Source organism: Synechococcus sp. UW179A (genome assembly GCF_900473965.1).
Lineage (GTDB): Bacteria > Cyanobacteriota > Cyanobacteriia > PCC-6307 > Cyanobiaceae > Synechococcus_C.
In genome coordinates this window covers 254374-272516 of record NZ_UCNJ01000012.1, presented here as the reverse complement: position 1 = coordinate 272516, position 18143 = coordinate 254374, and the positions used below count along the sequence as shown (strand labels likewise).

The 18143-nt window shown below is 55.4% G+C and carries 17 protein-coding genes; 6 read left to right on the top strand and 11 right to left on the bottom strand.

The genetic code is table 11. From position 1 onward, the window contains the following. Nucleotide 1: 1 nt before the first annotated feature. The 5 genes from DXY31_RS05905 to uvrC are packed head-to-tail and all read right to left on the bottom strand — an operon-like array spanning nt 2 to nt 5072. Complete coding sequence (locus tag DXY31_RS05905) at nt 2–658, bottom strand: PHP domain-containing protein (RefSeq protein WP_114992860.1); 657 nt, start codon at nt 656–658, stop codon at nt 2–4. Further along, nucleotides 648–1292, bottom strand: coding sequence for a protoporphyrinogen oxidase HemJ (hemJ, locus tag DXY31_RS05900; RefSeq protein ID WP_114992859.1), 645 nt, complete (start codon nt 1290–1292; stop codon nt 648–650). Before hemJ ends, DXY31_RS05905 begins: the two co-directional genes overlap by 11 nt. Nucleotides 1293–1327: 35 nt before the next feature. Then, on the bottom strand, nt 1328–2815 hold the full coding sequence (locus DXY31_RS05895; protein ID WP_114992858.1) for a cryptochrome/photolyase family protein: 1488 nt from the start codon (nt 2813–2815) through the stop codon (nt 1328–1330). Nucleotides 2816–2817: 2 nt separating this feature from the next. Further along, nucleotides 2818–3084 (bottom strand): hypothetical protein, encoded by a 267-nt coding sequence (locus DXY31_RS05890; RefSeq protein WP_114993100.1) that lies wholly within the window; start codon nt 3082–3084, stop codon nt 2818–2820. Nucleotides 3085–3113: 29 nt separating this feature from the next. Next, nucleotides 3114–5072 (bottom strand): excinuclease ABC subunit UvrC, encoded by a 1959-nt coding sequence (gene uvrC, locus DXY31_RS05885; protein WP_114992857.1) that lies wholly within the window; start codon nt 5070–5072, stop codon nt 3114–3116. Nucleotides 5073–5134: 62 nt separating this feature from the next. Between uvrC and coaD the strand changes: the two genes are divergently transcribed. Both coaD and DXY31_RS05875 read left to right on the top strand, forming a co-directional pair. After that, complete coding sequence (gene coaD, locus DXY31_RS05880) at nt 5135–5632, top strand: pantetheine-phosphate adenylyltransferase (protein ID WP_114992856.1); 498 nt, start codon at nt 5135–5137, stop codon at nt 5630–5632. Then, complete coding sequence (locus DXY31_RS05875) at nt 5629–6558, top strand: hypothetical protein (RefSeq protein WP_114992855.1); 930 nt, start codon at nt 5629–5631, stop codon at nt 6556–6558. Before coaD ends, DXY31_RS05875 begins: the two co-directional genes overlap by 4 nt. Here DXY31_RS05875 and DXY31_RS05870 read toward each other — a convergent pair. Genes DXY31_RS05870 through dapF form a run of 5 tightly spaced genes read right to left on the bottom strand, consistent with a single transcriptional unit; the run spans nt 6503 to nt 11368 of the window. After that, the gene (locus tag DXY31_RS05870) at nt 6503–7801 is read right to left on the bottom strand and encodes a D-alanyl-D-alanine carboxypeptidase (protein WP_114992854.1); all 1299 of its coding nucleotides are present in this window, start codon (nt 7799–7801) and stop codon (nt 6503–6505) included. The genes DXY31_RS05875 and DXY31_RS05870 overlap by 56 nt on opposite strands. Beyond that, nucleotides 7798–8313 carry a DUF4330 domain-containing protein gene (locus DXY31_RS05865; RefSeq protein ID WP_114992853.1) on the bottom strand — a complete coding sequence of 172 codons (516 nt, stop codon included), beginning with the start codon at nt 8311–8313 and terminating at the stop codon, nt 7798–7800. Before DXY31_RS05865 ends, DXY31_RS05870 begins: the two co-directional genes overlap by 4 nt. A 46-nt stretch (nt 8314–8359) precedes the next feature. Further along, nucleotides 8360–9055 (bottom strand): DUF1995 family protein, encoded by a 696-nt coding sequence (locus DXY31_RS05860; protein ID WP_114992852.1) that lies wholly within the window; start codon nt 9053–9055, stop codon nt 8360–8362. A 46-nt stretch (nt 9056–9101) separates the two neighbouring features. Continuing rightward, a complete protein-coding gene (locus DXY31_RS05855) occupies nt 9102–10262 on the bottom strand; it encodes a cysteine desulfurase family protein (protein WP_244279568.1) in 1161 nt (386 codons plus the stop codon). Nucleotides 10263–10267: 5 nt separating this feature from the next. Then, nucleotides 10268–11368 carry a diaminopimelate epimerase gene (gene dapF / locus DXY31_RS05850; RefSeq protein ID WP_114992850.1) on the bottom strand — a complete coding sequence of 367 codons (1101 nt, stop codon included), beginning with the start codon at nt 11366–11368 and terminating at the stop codon, nt 10268–10270. A gap of 232 nt (nt 11369–11600) precedes the next feature. Here dapF and DXY31_RS17680 point away from each other — a divergent pair, with 232 nt between their 5' ends. From DXY31_RS17680 to leuS, 3 genes are all read left to right on the top strand, one after another. Continuing rightward, entirely contained in the window at nt 11601–11726 is a 126-nt protein-coding gene (locus tag DXY31_RS17680) for a hypothetical protein (RefSeq protein ID WP_256359618.1), read from the top strand. A gap of 969 nt (nt 11727–12695) precedes the next feature. Continuing rightward, complete coding sequence (locus DXY31_RS05840; RefSeq protein ID WP_114992849.1) at nt 12696–12917, top strand: hypothetical protein; 222 nt, start codon at nt 12696–12698, stop codon at nt 12915–12917. A gap of 70 nt (nt 12918–12987) precedes the next feature. Continuing rightward, nucleotides 12988–15624: a leucine--tRNA ligase gene (gene leuS, locus DXY31_RS05835; protein WP_114992848.1), complete on the top strand. Its 2637-nt coding sequence runs from the start codon at nt 12988–12990 to the stop codon at nt 15622–15624. Between the two features lie 7 nt (nt 15625–15631). On the opposite strand, the gene DXY31_RS05830 is transcribed toward leuS, so the two are convergent. After that, nucleotides 15632–17230, bottom strand: a complete 1599-nt coding sequence (locus tag DXY31_RS05830; protein WP_114992847.1) for a glucose-6-phosphate isomerase — start codon at nt 17228–17230, stop codon at nt 15632–15634. Nucleotides 17231–17348: 118 nt separating this feature from the next. Between DXY31_RS05830 and DXY31_RS05825 the strand changes: the two genes are divergently transcribed. Next, nucleotides 17349–18137, top strand: coding sequence for a helicase DnaB (locus DXY31_RS05825; RefSeq protein WP_244279566.1), 789 nt, complete (start codon nt 17349–17351; stop codon nt 18135–18137). Nucleotides 18138–18143: the final 6 nt, after the last annotated feature.

Here is an 18143-nt window from a genome sequence, read left to right as displayed (position 1 = left end):
CTTAGCGACCTTCAAGGTCCAAGCCGTGGCTGTCTGTTCCACACGTACGCAAAAGGCCAAGGTTCTTCAAGCGGCGATCAATGGCTTCGCAGACCAAAGGAGACCAGCTCCAACGTGGTTGCATGTCGTAGTCGTACCAGGCTTCACCACCATCAAACCCAAGTTCTGCAGCGGCATCAATCAAGTCAGCGAAGCCGACTCTGTAGCGGCCTGGATGGGCAAGAATCGCTAAACCTCCTGCCTCATGAATCGCCTTACAGACGCTCTCAGCTCTGAGAGCTTCACCGACAGCGGCATCACCGTGGTTGTAAACAGCGAGTGACCTGTGGGCAGGTTCGAAACCGAGTGCAAGAACGTGGACCAGGCAACCGCGCATGATTGCACTAATTTCCATGCCACTCCAGAGAGTCGGAACCGTCTCTCCAAGATCACGCTGCTCTTTGAGCCAGTCCTGCATGGGTAGGAAGGACGCACTGGAATGGTGATCGGTCACAGCCAGTTGAGTGAGTCCCTTGGCGGACGCCTGCCGGATCAGAGCAAGAGGTTCAAGACTCCCGTCACTGCAGAGGGTATGGCAATGAAAATTGAACTCACCTGGACAGCTGTCGGGTCCAACTGTCTCCAGGACAGACCTCAGCGGATGGTGATCAGCCGGCATGGGAAGCCTCTGTGGAGGAGGCTTCATTTCCAGCAGCATTACCAGCGGCATTGATCGCTGCAGCTTCAAGGGCAGCGGCCTCAGCACGAAGCCGGCGCCAGCGAGCATAAAACTGAATCGAGCCCGCCATGAACACCACCAGCGCAACGATGAACCAGGTGGCAGCACTGGTGGGGAACTGGGTCTTGAACACCACCAGCATCACCACGATCACCAGCAGCAACGTCGGCAGCTCATTCAGGGCCCTCAACTGTTTTCCATTCCAGTTGAACGTGCCGGCCTGCAACTGAGCCATCACCCGGTAGCAGAACGCGTGATAAGCCAGCAAAGCTGCCACAAAAGCAAGCTTGGCGTGCATCCAGCCCTGCTGAAGCCAGGCAGGCTGGGCAATCAGCAAACAGATCGCCATCGAAACCGCGACCACCATCCCTGGGGTCGTGATGATGTTGGCAAGGCGTTTCTCCATCAAGCTGTATTGCTGCTGGAACGGCCCGCGCAGCTCGGGTTCCAGCTCTTTCGCCTCCACGTGATAGATGAACAGCCTCACGAGATAGAAGAGGCCTGCAAACCAAACCACCACACCAACGATGTGCAGTGTTTTGAACCAGAGATAGGCCTCAGGGGGAAGCGACATCACAAGGAACGGTATGAATTGACCATAAACAGGGTTCAGGTCATCGAGTCAAGGAATCCGTCAGCCCGGCGCTGATGAGCGACCAACACCTCCGGATCCATACGGTCCAGGTTGCGCGCCATCATTGCCAACCGGAACTGGCCACGGAAGAACTCCTCGTGTGTCTTGATGAAACTCCAGAACAGTCCATCCCAGATCTCGCACCACTCTCCTTTGCGGTAATCCGACATCTTGCGCACGTAATTCGAACCCGAGAGATACGGCTTGGTCGAGAACAGGCCTCCATCAGCGAATTGACTCATGCCATACACATTCGGGACCATCACCCAGTCGTAGGCGTCCACAAACAGCTCCATGAACCAGCGGTAAACACGATTGGGATGAAAGCCGCAAAGCAGCATCACATTGCCCAGCAGCATCAAACGCTCGATGTGATGGCAATAGCCAGTGTCCAGAGCGTGGTGGATGGCATCATCGATCGGGGGCAGGCCGGTTGTGCCCTGGTAGAAGGCCTCAGGGATAGACCTGTCATCGAAGTTCCAGAAGTTGCCGGTGCGCATCTCCACCCCATGGCGCTTGTACATCGCGGCCATGAACTCGCGCCAGCCGATGATCTGGCGAATCAAACCTTCAAGTGAATTGAGCGGCACATCCCCCTCAGCAGCCCTTTCAAGCGTGCGGTCGAGAACCTGCTGAGGTGTCAACAGACCAATATTGAGCATCGGTGTGAGCACGCTGTGCCACATCACCCGATGCTGTGTGCTGATGGCATCCTCATAAGCGCCAAAATCTCGTAATCGCTGGTTGAGAAAGTCCTGCAGCCAAGCTTCTGCGGACTCATGGTCAAGCGGATAGGCGAACAGATCCCACTGACCGATCAGCGGCAGATTTTCCTGTTCCAGCTGCTTCCGCGACCGATCCACAACAGCAGCGGAGCAGGCTTTCGGTTCTTGAGGAACAACGATTCCTTTTGGCAGCTTTTTGCGGTTGTCGGCATCAAAACTCCAACGACCGCCAACGGGAGCGCCATCGGTCTCGAGGAGAATATTCAAACGTTTGCGCTGCATCTCATAGAACTTGGCCATCAGCGGCTTGCGTCCTGCGATGAAGTGCTCATTGATCACCGAATCCGGCGTCAGCAACATCGGAGTTGAGCTGATCTCGACGTTGCAGCCGTTCCGCTGTGCAAATTGATGCAGTCGTTTGCTCAGCACATCGTCAACAGGATCCGCCAGATGGATATGCCTGTATCCCATGTCAAAGAGAGCCTGGAGATGCCCCTGTGTGTCTTTGGCTTGGTGGTGACGTCGTTCCAGAACAGTAAAGCCGCGTCCTCGCAGGCCTTCTGCATAAACAGATAGGGAACATCGATGCAGCAGCAGACGCTGACGGTGCACCTGCATCGGCCAGCGCGGATCTGTACCGAAGAAGAGCGGATCCTCAATCAGGGCCACAGGCCTGCCTGGTTGCAGGCTGGGATGCTCGGCAAACAGCTGATTCGGATAGATGACGGTGAGATCCACCCTCAGCCCTCCCCGGCCAGACGACATGCACGTCGTCCGATGGATGTGGCATAGGCCCTGTCCACCGGGCCTGACATGGGGCTGAGCTGACCAGCTCGGCAGTTCATCACAACCTTTTCTCTATGGCCCAACTGGTCGTTGAGTTTGAGCACGAGCTGCCAGTGATTCTTGGCACTGCGTGTGATGTCATCCGCACAGACTGGCCCTGTGCAGAGCCCCGGTGAGGCCTCAACCGTTGCGGGTGATATCAAGCCGATCACTAGACCCATCACCAGTGCGGCCAGTGTGAAAGCACGGATCATGGTGTGGGAGAGCCCTGGTCTTGAATCTGCCCATCCTGCTCTGGATCCTGATCAGGATGAAAGAAGCGATGGATATCTCGGGCCAGCGCCAAACCGACACCAGGCGCCTGTGCGAGGGCCTGCACCGATGCCAACTGAATGGCATCGATGGAATGGAAATGGGCCAACAGATCCTTCACCCGTTTTGGACCCACGCCGGGAATGTCAGACAGTCGGGAGCGTTTCATCCGCTCACCCCTCTGCTGTCGATGGAAGCTCACGGCAAAGCGGTGAGCTTCATCGCGAAGACGACGCAACAGAGCCACTCCGAGCTGATCGGGTTCACTCTCCAGCGGATCACTTTCACCTGGCAGAAAGATTTCCTCCCGCTGCTTAGCCAGTGAGCAGACGTTGAGATCCTCTTGGAGGTCCAGCTCTCTGAGAGCTTCCATCACCGCAGAAAGCTGACCTTTTCCACCATCAATCATCACCACATCTGGCCAGTCGTTAAGACCATCGGTTTGCAATGCACTTCCCCCCCTATGACGCAGGGCTCCAACATCAACGCCTTCAGCCTTGGCACGAGCCCAGCGGCGAAAGCGGCGCCGCATGATTTCAGCCATAGCCATGAAGTCATCGCTGTGCCCAGACCTGATGCTGCTGCTGCGGATCTTGTATTTGCGGTAGTGCTGCTTGGCGGGTAGGCCATCAATGAATACCACCTGAGATGCAACCGCATCGCTGCCCTGAATGTGACTGATGTCATAGCCCTCAATCCGTCGAGGCGGCGAGGGCAGCTCCAAAAGCTGAGCCAGATCCTCGGTCGCGAGAGCCTGCTGCTCCTGACCCTGTTTCGCCCGTTGGAGCTCATAGTCGGCATTGCGTTGAACCAGTTCAATCAGATCTGCTTTCTGACGCTGCTTCGGGCAGTGAATCTGAACCTTGCGTTCGCGCTGTTCCGTCAGCCACTCCTCAAGCAGAGCTTGTTGGAGAAGTGGATGCTGAACCAGCAATTCAGGCGGTATTTCAACCGCGTCCACTTGGCTGTAATGCTCCTCAATCACCCGCTGCAGGATTTGTCCGGGATTCTGATTAGAGGCGTCAGCCATATATCCAAGTCGACCGACCAGCTTGCCGGCCCGCATTTGAAATAACTGAACGGCGGCCAGCCGTTCATCGGCCGCCATGGCAATCACATCACGGCTGACGGAGGCATCAGGCAAGCTCATCTTCTGATCCGCAGTGAGTTGATCGAGGCCTTTGAGCTGATCACGCACTTTCGCGGCTGCTTCGAAATCCAGACGCTCGGCGTAGCGGTCCATCTGTTGATGGAGGAGTTTCTGAAGCTCATCACTTCGCCCCTGAAACACCATCGCCACCTTGCGCAGCGTGCGGTGGTAGTCCTCTGAACTGATTTGCTCCTGGCAGACACCAGGACAACGTCCGATGTTGTAGTTCAGGCAGGTGCGGTCCTGATGCAGAGGCCTGGGGCGTTGTCTGAGTGGGAACACTCGCTTCACAAGGAACAGCGTCCTTCTCAGCAGACCCACATCGACATAGGGGCCGTAGAAGCGATCCAACGGACTGCGAAAGCGTCGACGCCGCGTGATGAAAATTCTCGGATAGGCCTCACTCCAGGTGATGCAGAGATAGGGATATTTCTTGTCATCCTTCAGCAGCACATTGAAATGCGGCTGCTGGTTCTTGATCAGATTGGATTCCAGCGCGAGTGCCTCCGCCTCGCTGTCGGTCACGATGAACTCGATCTCACTGATCTGACGCACCATCAAGCGGATGCGCGGGCTCAGATCGTGTCGGCTGCGGAAATAGCTGCGCACCCGGCTACGCAAGCTCTTTGACTTGCCCACGTACAGCAAACGATCCTCGGCGTCTCGCATCAGGTAACAACCGGGTTCGGTCGGGATTTCCTTCAGCCGACGTTCCAGGCGGTCCGGTTGCTCGAGCAGGGTGGGCATGCCGAGAATCTAGGGATGCTGTTGTGCATAGGATCCGGCCAGCACCCGCTGAGGTTGTCGCGATGAAGGCGCTCTATCCAGGCAGCTTCGACCCTCTGACCCTCGGGCATCTTGACCTGATCGAACGCGGATCATCCCTAGTAGAGGAACTGATTGTTGCGGTGCTTCAAAACCCTGGGAAGTCTCCAGCCTTCTCGCTGGATGAGCGACTTCATCAGATCCGTCTCTCGACAGATCATCTCAGCAATGTAAGTGTGATCAGTTTTGATGGTCTCACCGTTGAATGCGCCAGGTCCAATGGCACACGACTGATCCTGCGGGGTCTGCGTGCGATGAGCGACTTCGAGTACGAGCTGCAAATCGCCCATACAAATCGATCACTGGATCCAGATTTTGAGACGGTGTTCCTCAGCACGTCAGCTCACTACAGCTTTCTCAGCAGTTCCGTCGTCAAGGAAGTGGCCCGTTTTGGAGGATCTGTTGAACATATGGTTCCTCCGGTGGTGGCGGAAGACCTCATGAGGTTCTTTAATTCGGCTTTCCACCAACCTCAGCGATGAGCGAGATCCGGTTCTCCGTACTCGACCAGCTCGACCAGCTCGAGGAAATCGTCCTGGAGGGAAGTCGCGTTCCCTTCAGCGGCGGAAGGCTCGTCAATGAGCAGGATGCTGTTGAGCTGCTTGACGCGGTCCGCGAAGCCATGCCCGCCCAGGTCGAGCAGGCCGATCAGCTGCTCCTGAAGCGTGATGAGTTCATTTCCACAGCACGCACTCAGGCCGATGAGATCATCAGCAAAGCCCAGCATCAGCGTGAACAGCTTCTAGCCCAGGCATCCATTCGTCAGGAGGCAGAGCGTCAGGTCAACGAGATGCGTGAGCAGGTTCGTCAGCAGTGCGAACAGATGCTTCAGGGTGTTCGCCAGCAGTCCGCCCAGATGGAGCAGGACATGCAGTCAAAGCATGCGCAGCTTGAGCAGCAGTTCGCTTCCCGTCGCCAACAGCTTGAACAGGAGTCGCTGCAACGCCGGCAACAGCTCGATCAGGAAGCCAACGAACTCAAGCGGCAGCTCACCGAGCAGCATGAGCGCAATCGGCAGCAGTCACTCCAAGAACTAGAGCAAATTCGGGTCGAAGGACTGCGTCTGCAGAAGGAAGCTCAGACTGAAGCGGAGCGACTGCATCAGGATGCTCTGCAGTTCCGACAGCAGACCCAGCAGCAGTGTGAATCGTTGATTCAACGCAGCCGGCAGGAAGCGGCGAGTGTTCAGGACGGAGCAAACCGTTATGCCGAACAAACGCTTGGAGAGCTCGAACAGAGACTTAAAGAGATGGCTCAGGTCGTCCTAGCCGGACGTCAGGAACTGGTGAAGATCCAGACAGGACGCCATGAGCCAACCGAGGTTGAGGCGAAGGATGGCAAAACCGTGCCGATCAGCCGAGCACGTCGGGCCGCTTCGCGGGTGCGACAGATGAGGGGCATGGGCTGAACCTCTGAACAGATCTGAGGATTTGCCCCATCACCGTATTGGGGCTTCCCGATCCGTTGGAAATCATGCTCACGTACCTGGGCCCATCAACGGTTTGCAGATAACCAGAAATGCTGCGAACACCACTGATGGTTCCTGTCTTACCTCGGAAACGTCCATCAAGGACTGTTCCACGATAAAGATTGCGCAGGGTCCCTCTCTGGCCGGCAATGGCCATCGAAGACTTGTAGTACGCCGAGAACGGATGCTGATCCATGCGCATCAGCAGTGCAGCGATGGTGTTACTCGTGACTCGGTTGTTTCGCGAGAGTCCACTGCCATCGGCCACTCTCAGCCCCTGAATTGGCAGTCCTTGCTCAAACATCCAGCGTTCTGTTGCACGGGATGCCGTTCTGACGTCCCAGAGGCCTGAAGCCTGGCGCATCAGCACCTCTGCAGTGAAATTGTGGCTCTCAGTGTTGGCAAGACTGAGCAACGCGTGCATAGGTGCGGAGGTTTCCTCATGCAACACCACTGAGTCCTGGTTCTGAGTTGAAATCCCTTCGACAAGAGGTTGCCCCCTCTGGATCTGGACCGTTCCACCGCGACGAATCGCTTCTTGTTGAAACAGTCGCTGCAGTCGCGAGTACGGATCGCTTACGGCACCGCCAACGGCATTGCTGGTGAGAGCCAAACGGGTGATCGGAGCTCCATAGGCATAACCACGATCGGCAGGGTGCCAATCGCTGGGCCACCAGTTGCTGCGGGGCTCTTCTCGCACCATCAGCTTCACGCCCGAGGCTGAGTTTCCTCTGGCACCGCCTTGACGAAGAGCAGCAAGAACGAATCGTTGAAGACCTGCGATACCGAGATCGGGATCTCCCTGGCCGTTTAATTCCATTGAGCCATCTGGCCTCTGGATCAAACGGGTTTTCAAACGGAAATCCGGGCCAAGCCGATCGAGGGCGTAGGCGGTGCTGATCAACTTTTGATTTGAAGCCGGAATTCTTGGCACGGCACCGTTCACGTTGCCGAGAACATCTCCATCGCTATTGAGAACAGTGACAGACCACACTCTTGCTTCGCTGCCGACATTGTTTCTGAGGGCCTTATCAAGCGCTGGACACGATCGACCAGGCTGCAACTGCGGCAATGGTTGCTCGGTTGGAGGCGGCGGGATGATCAATGGAACTGCCTGATTGGCGGCCACCGGCATGGCCAGGGGTGTCAGGAGTAGTCCAGAGGTCAGGAACATTGTTCTCATTGGACGGAGACTCCACTGACAATTCCGTTCACCCGATAGAAACGGCCCTCAAGTTCTACAGGAATTCCCACTTTCAGTTTGGTGCCTGCCATCACAACACCAGAAGAGGTAACTGTGGCGTCACCCTGAAGAACAAATCGGGCATCGAGCATGCCCTGGATCTCCCTATTGGGGTCATCGGCCGTGACAACGCGGCCATCAGGAAGAACGGAAGCGAGCTGGCGCCTGATGTCGTCGACCCTGATCAGTTGCACGCTTCCAGCAGGCTGGTTGCGGATCACCAGGGAGGTACGGCCGGATTTGAGCGCTTCTGCGATCAGTTGGTCCGGATCAGCAGCACTGGTATTACGGACGTCCACAGTGACTTCCACTGGTTTGATCGCCCCTGTAGCCCTGGCGACCGTGTTGCTGAGCTTCGGACTCCACAACACACCTCCGATAGCCACCAGTGCAACAACCGCCGCTGCAACGTCAATGAAGGACATTGATCGAAGACGATCCGAGAAGGCCATGGGAGTGAGCTCGAGACGGCAACACTAAAAGTGATGAGCCTGGGTATCAACCACGCAGATCATCAATGAAGCGATCCATTGCCCCAAGGGTCTGCCTTAAACCGTCCCCCGCACTGGCAAGAGCATCGTCAATCTGTTCTTGATCGGGACGGGCATCAAATTGCTTGACCCATCGATAACCGTCCGGGTCCATTCGAAACAGTTCCCATTGCTGCTGACGTTCTTGCATCAGAGCGCCTTGAAGAAAGGGTTCCAAATGAAAGGCCGATTGCCAGATAGACATGAATCCCTTTCGTCGTTGACGAGCCACACTGCCAATCCCTACAGCAGCGTCTTCGAGACGGCTATTCAGCAGCACAACCGGTTCAAACCACTGACTACAGATCGCCTCAACCGTTTCATAGTCACTGGGTTGAGCACCAACAATCAGCAAAAGATCACCACGTCCGGCCCAGGCAGGATCGCGTTGCAGCTGATTGAGATCAACACAACACTCGGCAAGTTCAGGTCCATCACGCTTGGCCAGTGCTGCAGCACCTGCATCGGGCCAGGCCAGCAAAAGACTGATGCCGCTGTCTTGGAGTGCCTGAGATAGCCGGATTGAGGGTCCGAGCAAACGAAGCCCCTCGAACTTCCAGGTGATTTGCCAGCGACCACGACGCTTGGAGCCAAGAACCTCACTCAACGCAACGAATGTCCGCTGTTCAGCTTCGGATAGATCAGCGGGAAGAACGGCGCTCACCAGGCCTAGTTAGATCGCTGGGGCGGAGCGTACAGCCGCTGCGTGATCAACTGCAGAGTGTCTCCTCGAGTCCTTGATGGAAGCGCTGAACGATCCCATCGAGATCCTTGTGTTCAATCCAGGGCCCAAGGCTGATTCTGATGCTGGATCGACGCATCATCTGTGGAAGTCCCATGGAGGCCAAAACAGGACTGTCGCTGTCCTTGCCGGATGAACAAGCACTGCCGCTGCTAACGGCCAGACCACACGCATCCAGACTTCGAACGAGTTGACGACCTGAAACGGGCTGACCGTTGTGATCGCTCACCAGCAGTGAAAGATGGTGGGGAAGCCGATCCTGTGGATCACCGCAGACCATCAGACGTTGGTCTCTGAGCAGCCGGTCGCGTAAAGCATCGCGGAGATCTGCGATGCCATGTCCTGATCGAGCGAGATCATCTGGAGGACAGCACTCGATCTGATCCAGCGCAGCCGCCATACCGACTGCCAGAACAACAGATTCGGTACCACTTCTCAGGCCTCCCTCCTGTCCACCACCTGATAGGAGCGGTTTCAGCGCGGAGCGATACGACTCACGCGTCATCAGCAGGCCGATCCCTCTGGGACCTCCGCATTTGTGGGCCGAGGAGCTGAGTAGATCTACGGGTAAATGCTTCCAGCTGGGAAGTGCCTGGCTCAGAATCTGGGTGGCATCGGTATGGATGGGGATTCCCCTCGTTCTGCAAGCCTCTGCAACGGTGAGCAAGGGCTGAATCGTGCCGACCTCACCCTGACCCCAGACCAAAGAAACAATCTTGGTTGGTGGAGCCAGCAGTTGATCGAGATGTTCCAATCTGATCCTGCCCAGCTGATCAACAGGCCATTCGGTCACGTCCCAGCCGCTTTTCGACAGCAAACGAGCCGCCCCAGAGACAGCGGGATGTTCCACCGAAGAGATCACAAGCCGGCCTGGCGAACGTGAGGCGGCGAGCCCATGAAGGGCGAGATGAATGGATTCAGTGGCACCGGAGGTGAAAACCACTTCCCTGTGTTCTGCAGAGAGTTTCGCGGCGATCTGAGAGCGGGCCCTCTCCAAGGCTTCAGAGGCTTTCAGGCCGAACTGATGAAGACTTGAGGGATTAGCCCAGGCCTGATCTTGGGTCTCGACCATGCGTTGAAGGACCCCAGGTCTGAGGGGCGCGGTGGCGCAAGCATCGAGATAGAACACGTCTCTCAGGATTGGGTATCGCGTTGGAGTCGCGCAAGTGTTCGCTGTTCCAAGGACTCAGTGGCGATGTTGATCATCGAATCCAGCGAATTGGAAGCAAGGAATTCCTGCACTCTGGACTGGGCTTCCTCCTCGGAACAGGCATCAGCAGGCTCCGGCTTATCGGACTCTCCGCTAGCTGCCTTGCGGGAAGCCGTTTGTTCAGCGATCGCGACTGATACTCCATCAGATATTGAGCTCTGAGACGGGACGAGTTCAGGATTGAGAACACCGTCGAACACGGCAACGGCAGGGCCAGTCATGAACACCGATGCACCAGGCGTCTCCCAGCTGATCTGAAGAGGGCCACCGGGCAACTCAACGGTGGCCTCCCGATCGCTGAGTCCGAGCAGAACAGCAGCGACAAGCGTGGCGCAAGCGCCGGTGCCACAGGCAAGGGTGGGACCAGCACCTCGTTCCCAGACTCTGATTTCGAGCTGAGAACCTCCGTGCACCTTTAGAAAATGCACATTGGTCTTGGCCGGGAAAACCTCGTGGCACTCCAGTGCCGCTCCCCAGCTTTCAAAGGGAATGGAGTCGAGATCGTCGACGGGCACAATTGCATGAGGATTTCCCATGCCAACCGCCGCCAAGGCAAGAGTGTGCCCATCAAGGTTGAGATCACCCACCGGAAGTCCTGACGCGTTGGCCGCGAGGGTGGTAGGTACCGAGGCAGGATCAAGAAACGGAGCTCCCATATCCACGCGAATCTGACCGTCGTTATGAAGTTCCGGAATGATCAGACCGGCAGGCGTTTCGATCGCCCATCGACGACCGGGACCATCCCCGTCGCTGTCAGCAAGGAAGCGCGCAAGACAGCGAATTCCATTGCCACACATCTCTGCTTCCGAACCATCGGCGTTGAAAATGCGCATGCGCAGCTCAGCATCACCTTCCGGAGGCAGAGCCAAAATCAATCCATCTGCTCCAATTCCGAAGCGTCGATCGCAAAGACGTTGAACCCAGCCTGGATCGGGGGTGTGAATCTCAGCGGACAATTGCCCGGAACGGCCCTCCATCAAAATGAAGTCGTTGCCAAGCCCTTGATATTTGCTGAATGTCAGCATTCAGTACAACCCTGTTATACCAACACGTTACAGGATTTCGAGACCTGATATTCCTTTATCAATGGGGCTGAGCTGTGGTTAGTAGCGCTCTGAAGCAATGTGATGAAACGAACAGAAGCATGCGCGGTCCAGGGAACTCAAACAACCCAAAGCTCAACTCGACATCAGCTCAATCTGAGCGGATCCCTTGCTTCTCATCTCAACCTCATGAAGATCGCGAGTCTGCTTACTGATGACAGAACAGCGCAACCCCCAAGAATCGCCATCAGAAGCAAGTTCAAAAAAGGTAGAAGATTTAACAAAAAGTTCCTACAAAACAGTCATTTATTTAGCGACAGCAACTGAAACATGGCAGTAACGATCAGAAGACTGCAGAGCAAAGCAAAATCAATTCTTTAATTTGAAGGTCTTCACGACAGTCCAATTTGCCATAATTTGTTCATCCTGCTTTTGATCACCTGTCAAATAACCACCCTCGTAACCAAGATACATCGACCGATCAGAATTCAATTTACATCCCCTATTGAATAGCGTATAGGTCATTCCGGATTTCATGATTTCTTTTCTTGACTCCTCTTTCCACTGATAACAGAGCTCGTCAGCCTCAGTGCTCTCAATCATTGTCTTGGGCGACATAAAATATTGACAACCGCCTAAGCAGCTAATCAAGACAGCGAAACCCAATAACCTCGTTGGAGAGCTCATTCCATTCAGACAAAGAAGAAACATCCTAGCTCATATTCCCAACAATGCTGATATTAAATCGGAGCACATCTAATCGGTAAGAAATAATTCAAGCAGCTATCAGCCTACAAGCCTATGGATTCATCATTGATGCGTTTTAAATCTTGTTCAAACAAATCTAGAGCTTACAAATCAAGAAACACAGCCAAAATATCGCGATCCCGAATATCGCTCTGGTCAAGAAGAAGACCAGAACCCACTGAAATACCAATCATTGATGAATTGATTCAGGTCCTGATCCGTTAGACAGCCACTCTCTCTGATCAGCTCATCATCTGAATCCACTTTCCGAATCTCATAAAAATCTTCAGGCGTGAAATCACCTTCATCCAATTGATCCAACATGGATGCCCACTGATTCGTGAGCGCGATGAGTAATTGCTCTCTTGTCTCAGGTTTTAAGTCCACAACAAGTCCTTGATCAGTTATTGGAGGCAGCAAGAGGCAACTTGTTGTCGCCAGACAAACTCATCATCACTCTGCAGGATCAAGCGATCCAAGAACCGTGCACTCCTCAGCCTGATTGACGTAGACAAGCGTCTTTGCTGGAGTGCAGAAGACATGCCTTTTTCATTTCCACACCATGGATTCAACGGGCTTTGATCCCAGCTTGCCCGGTATCCGGTTGATTCAGTCTTGGATTCGTGAGCAGCGAGTGCTCGGAATCGAGCTGAATGATGGCCGCAGATTGGATGGCCGTCTCGCTTGGCAGGATCCTCAGTACTTCGCACTGCAACGGGACGACAGCAACGATCCCGTCTTGATCAACCGCCTGGCGGTGCTCACCATTCGCCCTTTGGCCTGAGCGACTTCGGGGCTGCTTCAAGTGGAAGGTCTCAAGCTGTGTCACGATCTCTCGCAGGTGTTCTCCTGATGTGACAGCCCCGCAGTCCTCGTCCATGCCCGAATCCAGCTCGAGGCTGTCCGATCGCTACGACCCCTCTCTTCTCGAAGAACAGTGGCAGCACAAGTGGGAGCAAGAAGCGCTTTATCAAACGCAGGAGCCCAGGCCTGAGCAAAAGGCCTTTTATGCGCTGTCGATGTTTCCATACCCCTCTGGCAGCCTCCATATGGGGCATGTCCGGAACTACGTGATAACCGATGTGATCGCTAGAGCACAAAGGATGCGCGGTGATGCTGTGCTGCATCCGATGGGCTGGGATGCCTTCGGTTTACCTGCTGAAAACGCTGCGATCGAACGCAATGTGGACCCCGGCGTCTGGACAGACCGAAATATCGATCAAATGCGAAATCAACTTGGTCGCCTGGGGCTATCGATCGACTGGTCTCGGGAACAGGCCACATGCCATGAGGACTATTACCGCTGGACCCAGTGGCTTTTTCTTGAGTTGCATTCAGCAGGTCTGGCCTACCAGAAAGAAGCAACTGTTAACTGGGACCCCATCGACCAGACGGTGCTAGCCAACGAGCAGGTTGATTCCGAGGGGCGTTCCTGGCGATCGGGTGCGCTGGTCGAGCAGAAAAACCTGAAGCAGTGGTTTCTGAAAATCACCCAGTACGCGGATGCTCTGCTCGAGGACCTTGATCAGCTGCAGGGATGGCCTGAAAGGGTCCGCACGATGCAGGCGAACTGGATCGGACGCTCCATTGGGGCAGAAATCGACTTTAAAGTCGATGGCCAACATGACGACACGATCACCGTATTCACCACAAGAGCCGACACCCTCTTTGGTGTCAGCTATGTGGTTTTGGCGCCCGAACATCCATTAGTGGATGCTCTCACCACTGCGGATCAGAAAGAATCTGTTGAAGCATTCCGTGATTTGGTCAGCGACCTTTCCAACGATGAGCGCACAGCGGATGATCGTCCCAAGCGTGGCGTCGCCACCGGTGCCGAAGCGGTGAATCCGGCCAACGGTCAGAAGGTTCCGATCTGGGTTGCTGACTACGTCTTGGCGGGATACGGAACTGGAGCAGTGATGGGAGTTCCCGCCCATGACGAACGCGATTTCCGTTTCGCACGCACCTACGAGCTGCCCGTGCAGCGCGTCATCCAGGTGGTTGGCGCTGATGAACACCTCAATGACGGTGAAGCATGGACAGGACCTGGCACCCTGGTCAACAGCGGAGCATTCGATGGCCAGAGCAATGAACAGGCCAAACAGGCCATCACCGAACACGGCACAACCAAAGGATGGGCGCGAGCCAAGCGGCAATACAGGCTTCGAGATTGGCTGATCTCACGACAGCGCTACTGGGGTTGCCCGATCCCGATCATTCATTGTCCGGATTGCGGCGCCCAACCGGTTCCTGCAGATCAGTTACCGGTGTCTCTGCCTAAGGATGTGAATCTTGCTGGCAAAGGTGGATCACCTCTTGCCGCACTCTCTGACTGGGTGAATGTCCCCTGTCCAATCTGCGGGAAACCGGCACGACGTGAAACAGACACGATGGACACGTTCATGTGTTCCTCCTGGTATTTCCTGCGCTTCGCTGATCCTCACAACTGCGATCGTCCATTTGGCAAGGATGTCGTCAAGCGTTGGCTACCCGTTCAGCAGTACGTGGGAGGCATTGAGCACGCCATTCTTCACTTGCTTTATTCGCGATTTTTCACCAAAGCATTAAGGGATCGAGGCTTGATCTCGATCAATGAGCCTTTTGAGCGGCTCTTGACTCAGGGAATGGTGCAAGGGGTGACTTACCTCAACCCACGAACGGGGAGATATGTTGCTCCCGCTCAGGTGGCCGATCAGGGTGCTCCGACTGACCCAGACGACGGCGGGGAGCTTGAGGTGCTGTTTGAAAAAATGTCCAAGTCGAAGCACAACGGAGTCGATCCGGCACTGGTGATTGACCGATATGGAGCGGATACGGCTCGGATGTTCATCCTCTTCAAAGCCCCGCCTGAGAAAGATCTTGAGTGGGATGACGCCGATGTGGAAGGACAGTTCCGCTTCCTTCAACGTCTCTGGCGGCTGGTCGAGAGCGTCAGCAAGGTGACAGCTCCGGATCAGCTGCTGAGCAACGACACATCAGGCAATCCCACAGATTTGTCCGAATCGGAAACAGAGATTCGACGTGCTGTTCATCTAGCTATTCAAGCTGTAGGTGAGGACCTCAGTGGTGAGTACCAGTTCAATACAGCGATATCGGAGTTGATGAAACTCTCGAACAGTCTTTCTGGAGCTGTGCTGGAGGCATCAAGACCGGTCCAGGAGGAGGCGATGCGGGCGCTGATCAGGCTGCTCGCACCGTTTGCTCCACACCTTGCAGAGGAATTCTGGTTCCGACTTGGTGGACAGGGAAGTGTTCATCTCCAGCCCTGGCCATTACATGACCCTGAAGCACTGGTGCAAGACACTGTTGATCTGGTGATTCAGATCAAGGGAAAGGTCCGTGGAACCATTCAGGTTCCAGCTGAATGCGACAAAGACACGCTTGAGGCTCTGGCGCTGGCCAGCCATGTGGCCAAGCGCTGGCTAGACGGCAAGCCCCCCAGGCGGGTGATTGTGGTGCCAGGGAAGCTGGTGAATTTGGTGCCTTCCTGACGACCGATCAGGATTTACTGAAACGCAGAGTTGCCGGTTTGTTCCAGTCACCCTGTGCCTGATAGCCACGGTTGTTACCCGTGAGATGACGCACAATCCAGAAAACGGCTTCAACCGGTCCCTCTCCAATGGCTTGCTGGATCTCCACGACTGAGCGGGACACCCCATCGCTGAGCACCTCCTCCACCTGTCTTTGGAGCTTGAGGATCGCTGCTGCGGCCTTCTTACCGGCCTCAACTCCAGGCTGATGGTAAGCATTGATGTTGACCAGTTCTCCGTAGAAGCCCACGGCACGCTCAAAGAGTGCAATGAGAGCGCCGAGTCGACGGGCATCGAACTGACGCATGCTGATGCTCAGACTCTGACGTCCTCCTTCGGTCAGGGCCGACCGGGTTCCCTGAACGAAGCCATCCAGGAAGTCTCCAGGCCGCTCGCCGTTGATCTCGGGAATGTCCTCCACATCCCGAAGCACTTCGATGAAGGTCACAAAAAAATTGTCAACACCATCTCTTAGTTGTTGAACGTAGGCGTGTTGATCTGTTGAACCCTTATTGCCGTAAACGGCGATGCCCTGATGGGCCACATCCCCATTGCGATCGAGGCGCTTGCCGAGAGACTCCATTACAAGCTGCTGCAGGTAACGACTGAACACCTCCAGACGGTCGCGATAAGGGAGCACCACCATGTCGCGCTTGCCCTTGCCTCCCCCGGCCGTATACCAGGCTGCCGCCATCAGAGCAGCAGGGTTACGACGCACATCACTCTCGCGAGTGGCTTCATCCATCTGAGAAGCACCTGCCAAGAAACTGCGAATATCAGATCCGATCAGAGCTCCTGGGACAAGTCCAACAGCACTGGTGATGCTTGTACGACCTCCGACCCAGTCGAACATGTCGAAGCGCTGAAGCCACTGTTCATCAACAGCCTGTTTGTCGAGCTTGCTGCCAGCCATGGTGATCGCCACAGCCTGAGCAGACCAATTGCCTCCAACGGCTTCAAGGCGATGGCGTGCCTGCTCCATCCCCAGATGGGGCTCTGGGGTCCCGCCGGATTTGCTCACCGTCACCACCAAGGTGGTGCGCAGAGCCTCACCAAGCTCAGCCAGAACCCGACTCATGCCGTTGGGATCGACATTGTCGAAGAAGTGGAAAGGAAGTCCTGCATCCTTGTCCTGAAGAGCACGGATCATCAGCAGGGGGCCAAGTCCACTGCCACCGATGCCGATCCAGAGAACATCCGTGAACGGTTGACCAGTCGGTGACTTGATCGTCCCGTTGATCACCGCCTTTCCGAACTGCTCGATCTCATCAATTTCGGAAGCGATGTGCTGACCCACGTCCGGATCAGGAGCCAGTTGAGGATGACGCAGCCAGTAGTGACCCACCTGACGATTTTCGTCGGCATTGGCGATGGCACCGTTCTCAAGGGCTTTCATGGCCTCAAAAGCCTTCTCCAGCCTGGGCGTGAGCTCTTCGAGCTGAGCGTTGTTGAGATGCATGCGACTGATATCCAGCCACATTCCGAGGTCCTCGTGGTGCCAGAGAAGATCACAGAATCTCTGCCATTGAATCTGGGCATCCGTGGCACTGAAATCCGGAAAACTCATCTAATGGAGAGAACTCTCTGTGTCGAAGTTATCCACGATCCAGCGGAATGCCCATGAAATGAGACACCACCGCTAATCTCCGTCAATACTTCCTGACAGGCTCTGTCTCTGCTCCTCAATGGTCCCGAGAGCGATCACAAGCCTCACGGTTTTGGCGATCACGGCTTCTGCCGCATCACTGGCGATTTGGCCACCACTGCATGGCACCAATCCCCATCGCGAGCCCGAGAGGTCAACCTCCTCTCTGTCTCAGGACAGTGACCCCGACCCAACCGATTTCAGTGCCGAGGAGCTTGAACATCTGCAACGCCGATTCGGCGTTCACGGACCTCAGACGCAACTGGCTCAATTGTTCACTCGCGGCGTCGATCAACTCCAGCCACTGCGGGCCAACACTCTGTCGAGATTGAACAGGCTGAAACCGGTGATCCAGAAAGAAGCCAATCGCCACAGGATCAACCCAATGTTGATCACGGCCATTTTGTTTGATGAAATTCAGCACTCCAAACCAGGAGAAGATCTGCCCTTCGTTGTCCACTCAGGTCTTGTGGAAACGCATGGTCCTGCGCAACTCGGCATCAGTGAACTAATTCACCAAGGGCGGCTTCCTGCCGATCCCTCCTCTCAGCAGATCGCTGCTGCCCGTGACTTACTGATGGAACCGGATGCCAACGTGGAGCTGCTAGCAGCGAAGCTCGCGAGACTGAAAGGGGAGCTCGGACTGGAGCGTGAATCAATCCTGATTGCCAGCCGTTCCTACATCGATGCCAAGGCCATCGCCACCCTGGCTTATTTGCATAACGGCAAACTTGATTATCCCGCCAGGGTGCTCCGCTACATGCAGGACCCTGCTTTGCATGGACTGATCTATTCCACATTCCGTCCTGCACCGCTTCCTGTGATCTGAACAGCA

Bases quoted from the DNA above. Each gene is read 5' to 3' on its own strand.
- DXY31_RS05905 (WP_114992860.1), bottom strand. From the start codon at position 658: ATGCCGGCTGATCACCATCCGCTGAGGTCTGTCCTGGAGACAGTTGGA.
- hemJ (WP_114992859.1), bottom strand. From the start codon at position 1,292: ATGTCGCTTCCCCCTGAGGCCTATCTCTGGTTCAAAACACTGCACATC.
- DXY31_RS05890 (WP_114993100.1), bottom strand. From the start codon at position 3,084: ATGGGTCTAGTGATCGGCTTGATATCACCCGCAACGGTTGAGGCCTCA.
- uvrC (WP_114992857.1), bottom strand. From the start codon at position 5,072: ATGCCCACCCTGCTCGAGCAACCGGACCGCCTGGAACGTCGGCTGAAG.
- coaD (WP_114992856.1), top strand. From the start codon at position 5,135: ATGAAGGCGCTCTATCCAGGCAGCTTCGACCCTCTGACCCTCGGGCAT.
- DXY31_RS05875 (WP_114992855.1), top strand. From the start codon at position 5,629: ATGAGCGAGATCCGGTTCTCCGTACTCGACCAGCTCGACCAGCTCGAG.
- DXY31_RS05870 (WP_114992854.1), bottom strand. From the start codon at position 7,801: ATGAGAACAATGTTCCTGACCTCTGGACTACTCCTGACACCCCTGGCC.
- DXY31_RS05865 (WP_114992853.1), bottom strand. From the start codon at position 8,313: ATGGCCTTCTCGGATCGTCTTCGATCAATGTCCTTCATTGACGTTGCA.
- dapF (WP_114992850.1), bottom strand. From the start codon at position 11,368: ATGCTGACATTCAGCAAATATCAAGGGCTTGGCAACGACTTCATTTTG.
- DXY31_RS17680 (WP_256359618.1), top strand. From the start codon at position 11,601: ATGACAGAACAGCGCAACCCCCAAGAATCGCCATCAGAAGCAAGTTCA.
- DXY31_RS05840 (WP_114992849.1), top strand. From the start codon at position 12,696: ATGGATTCAACGGGCTTTGATCCCAGCTTGCCCGGTATCCGGTTGATT.
- DXY31_RS05830 (WP_114992847.1), bottom strand. From the start codon at position 17,230: ATGAGTTTTCCGGATTTCAGTGCCACGGATGCCCAGATTCAATGGCAG.
- DXY31_RS05825 (WP_244279566.1), top strand. From the start codon at position 17,349: ATGGTCCCGAGAGCGATCACAAGCCTCACGGTTTTGGCGATCACGGCT.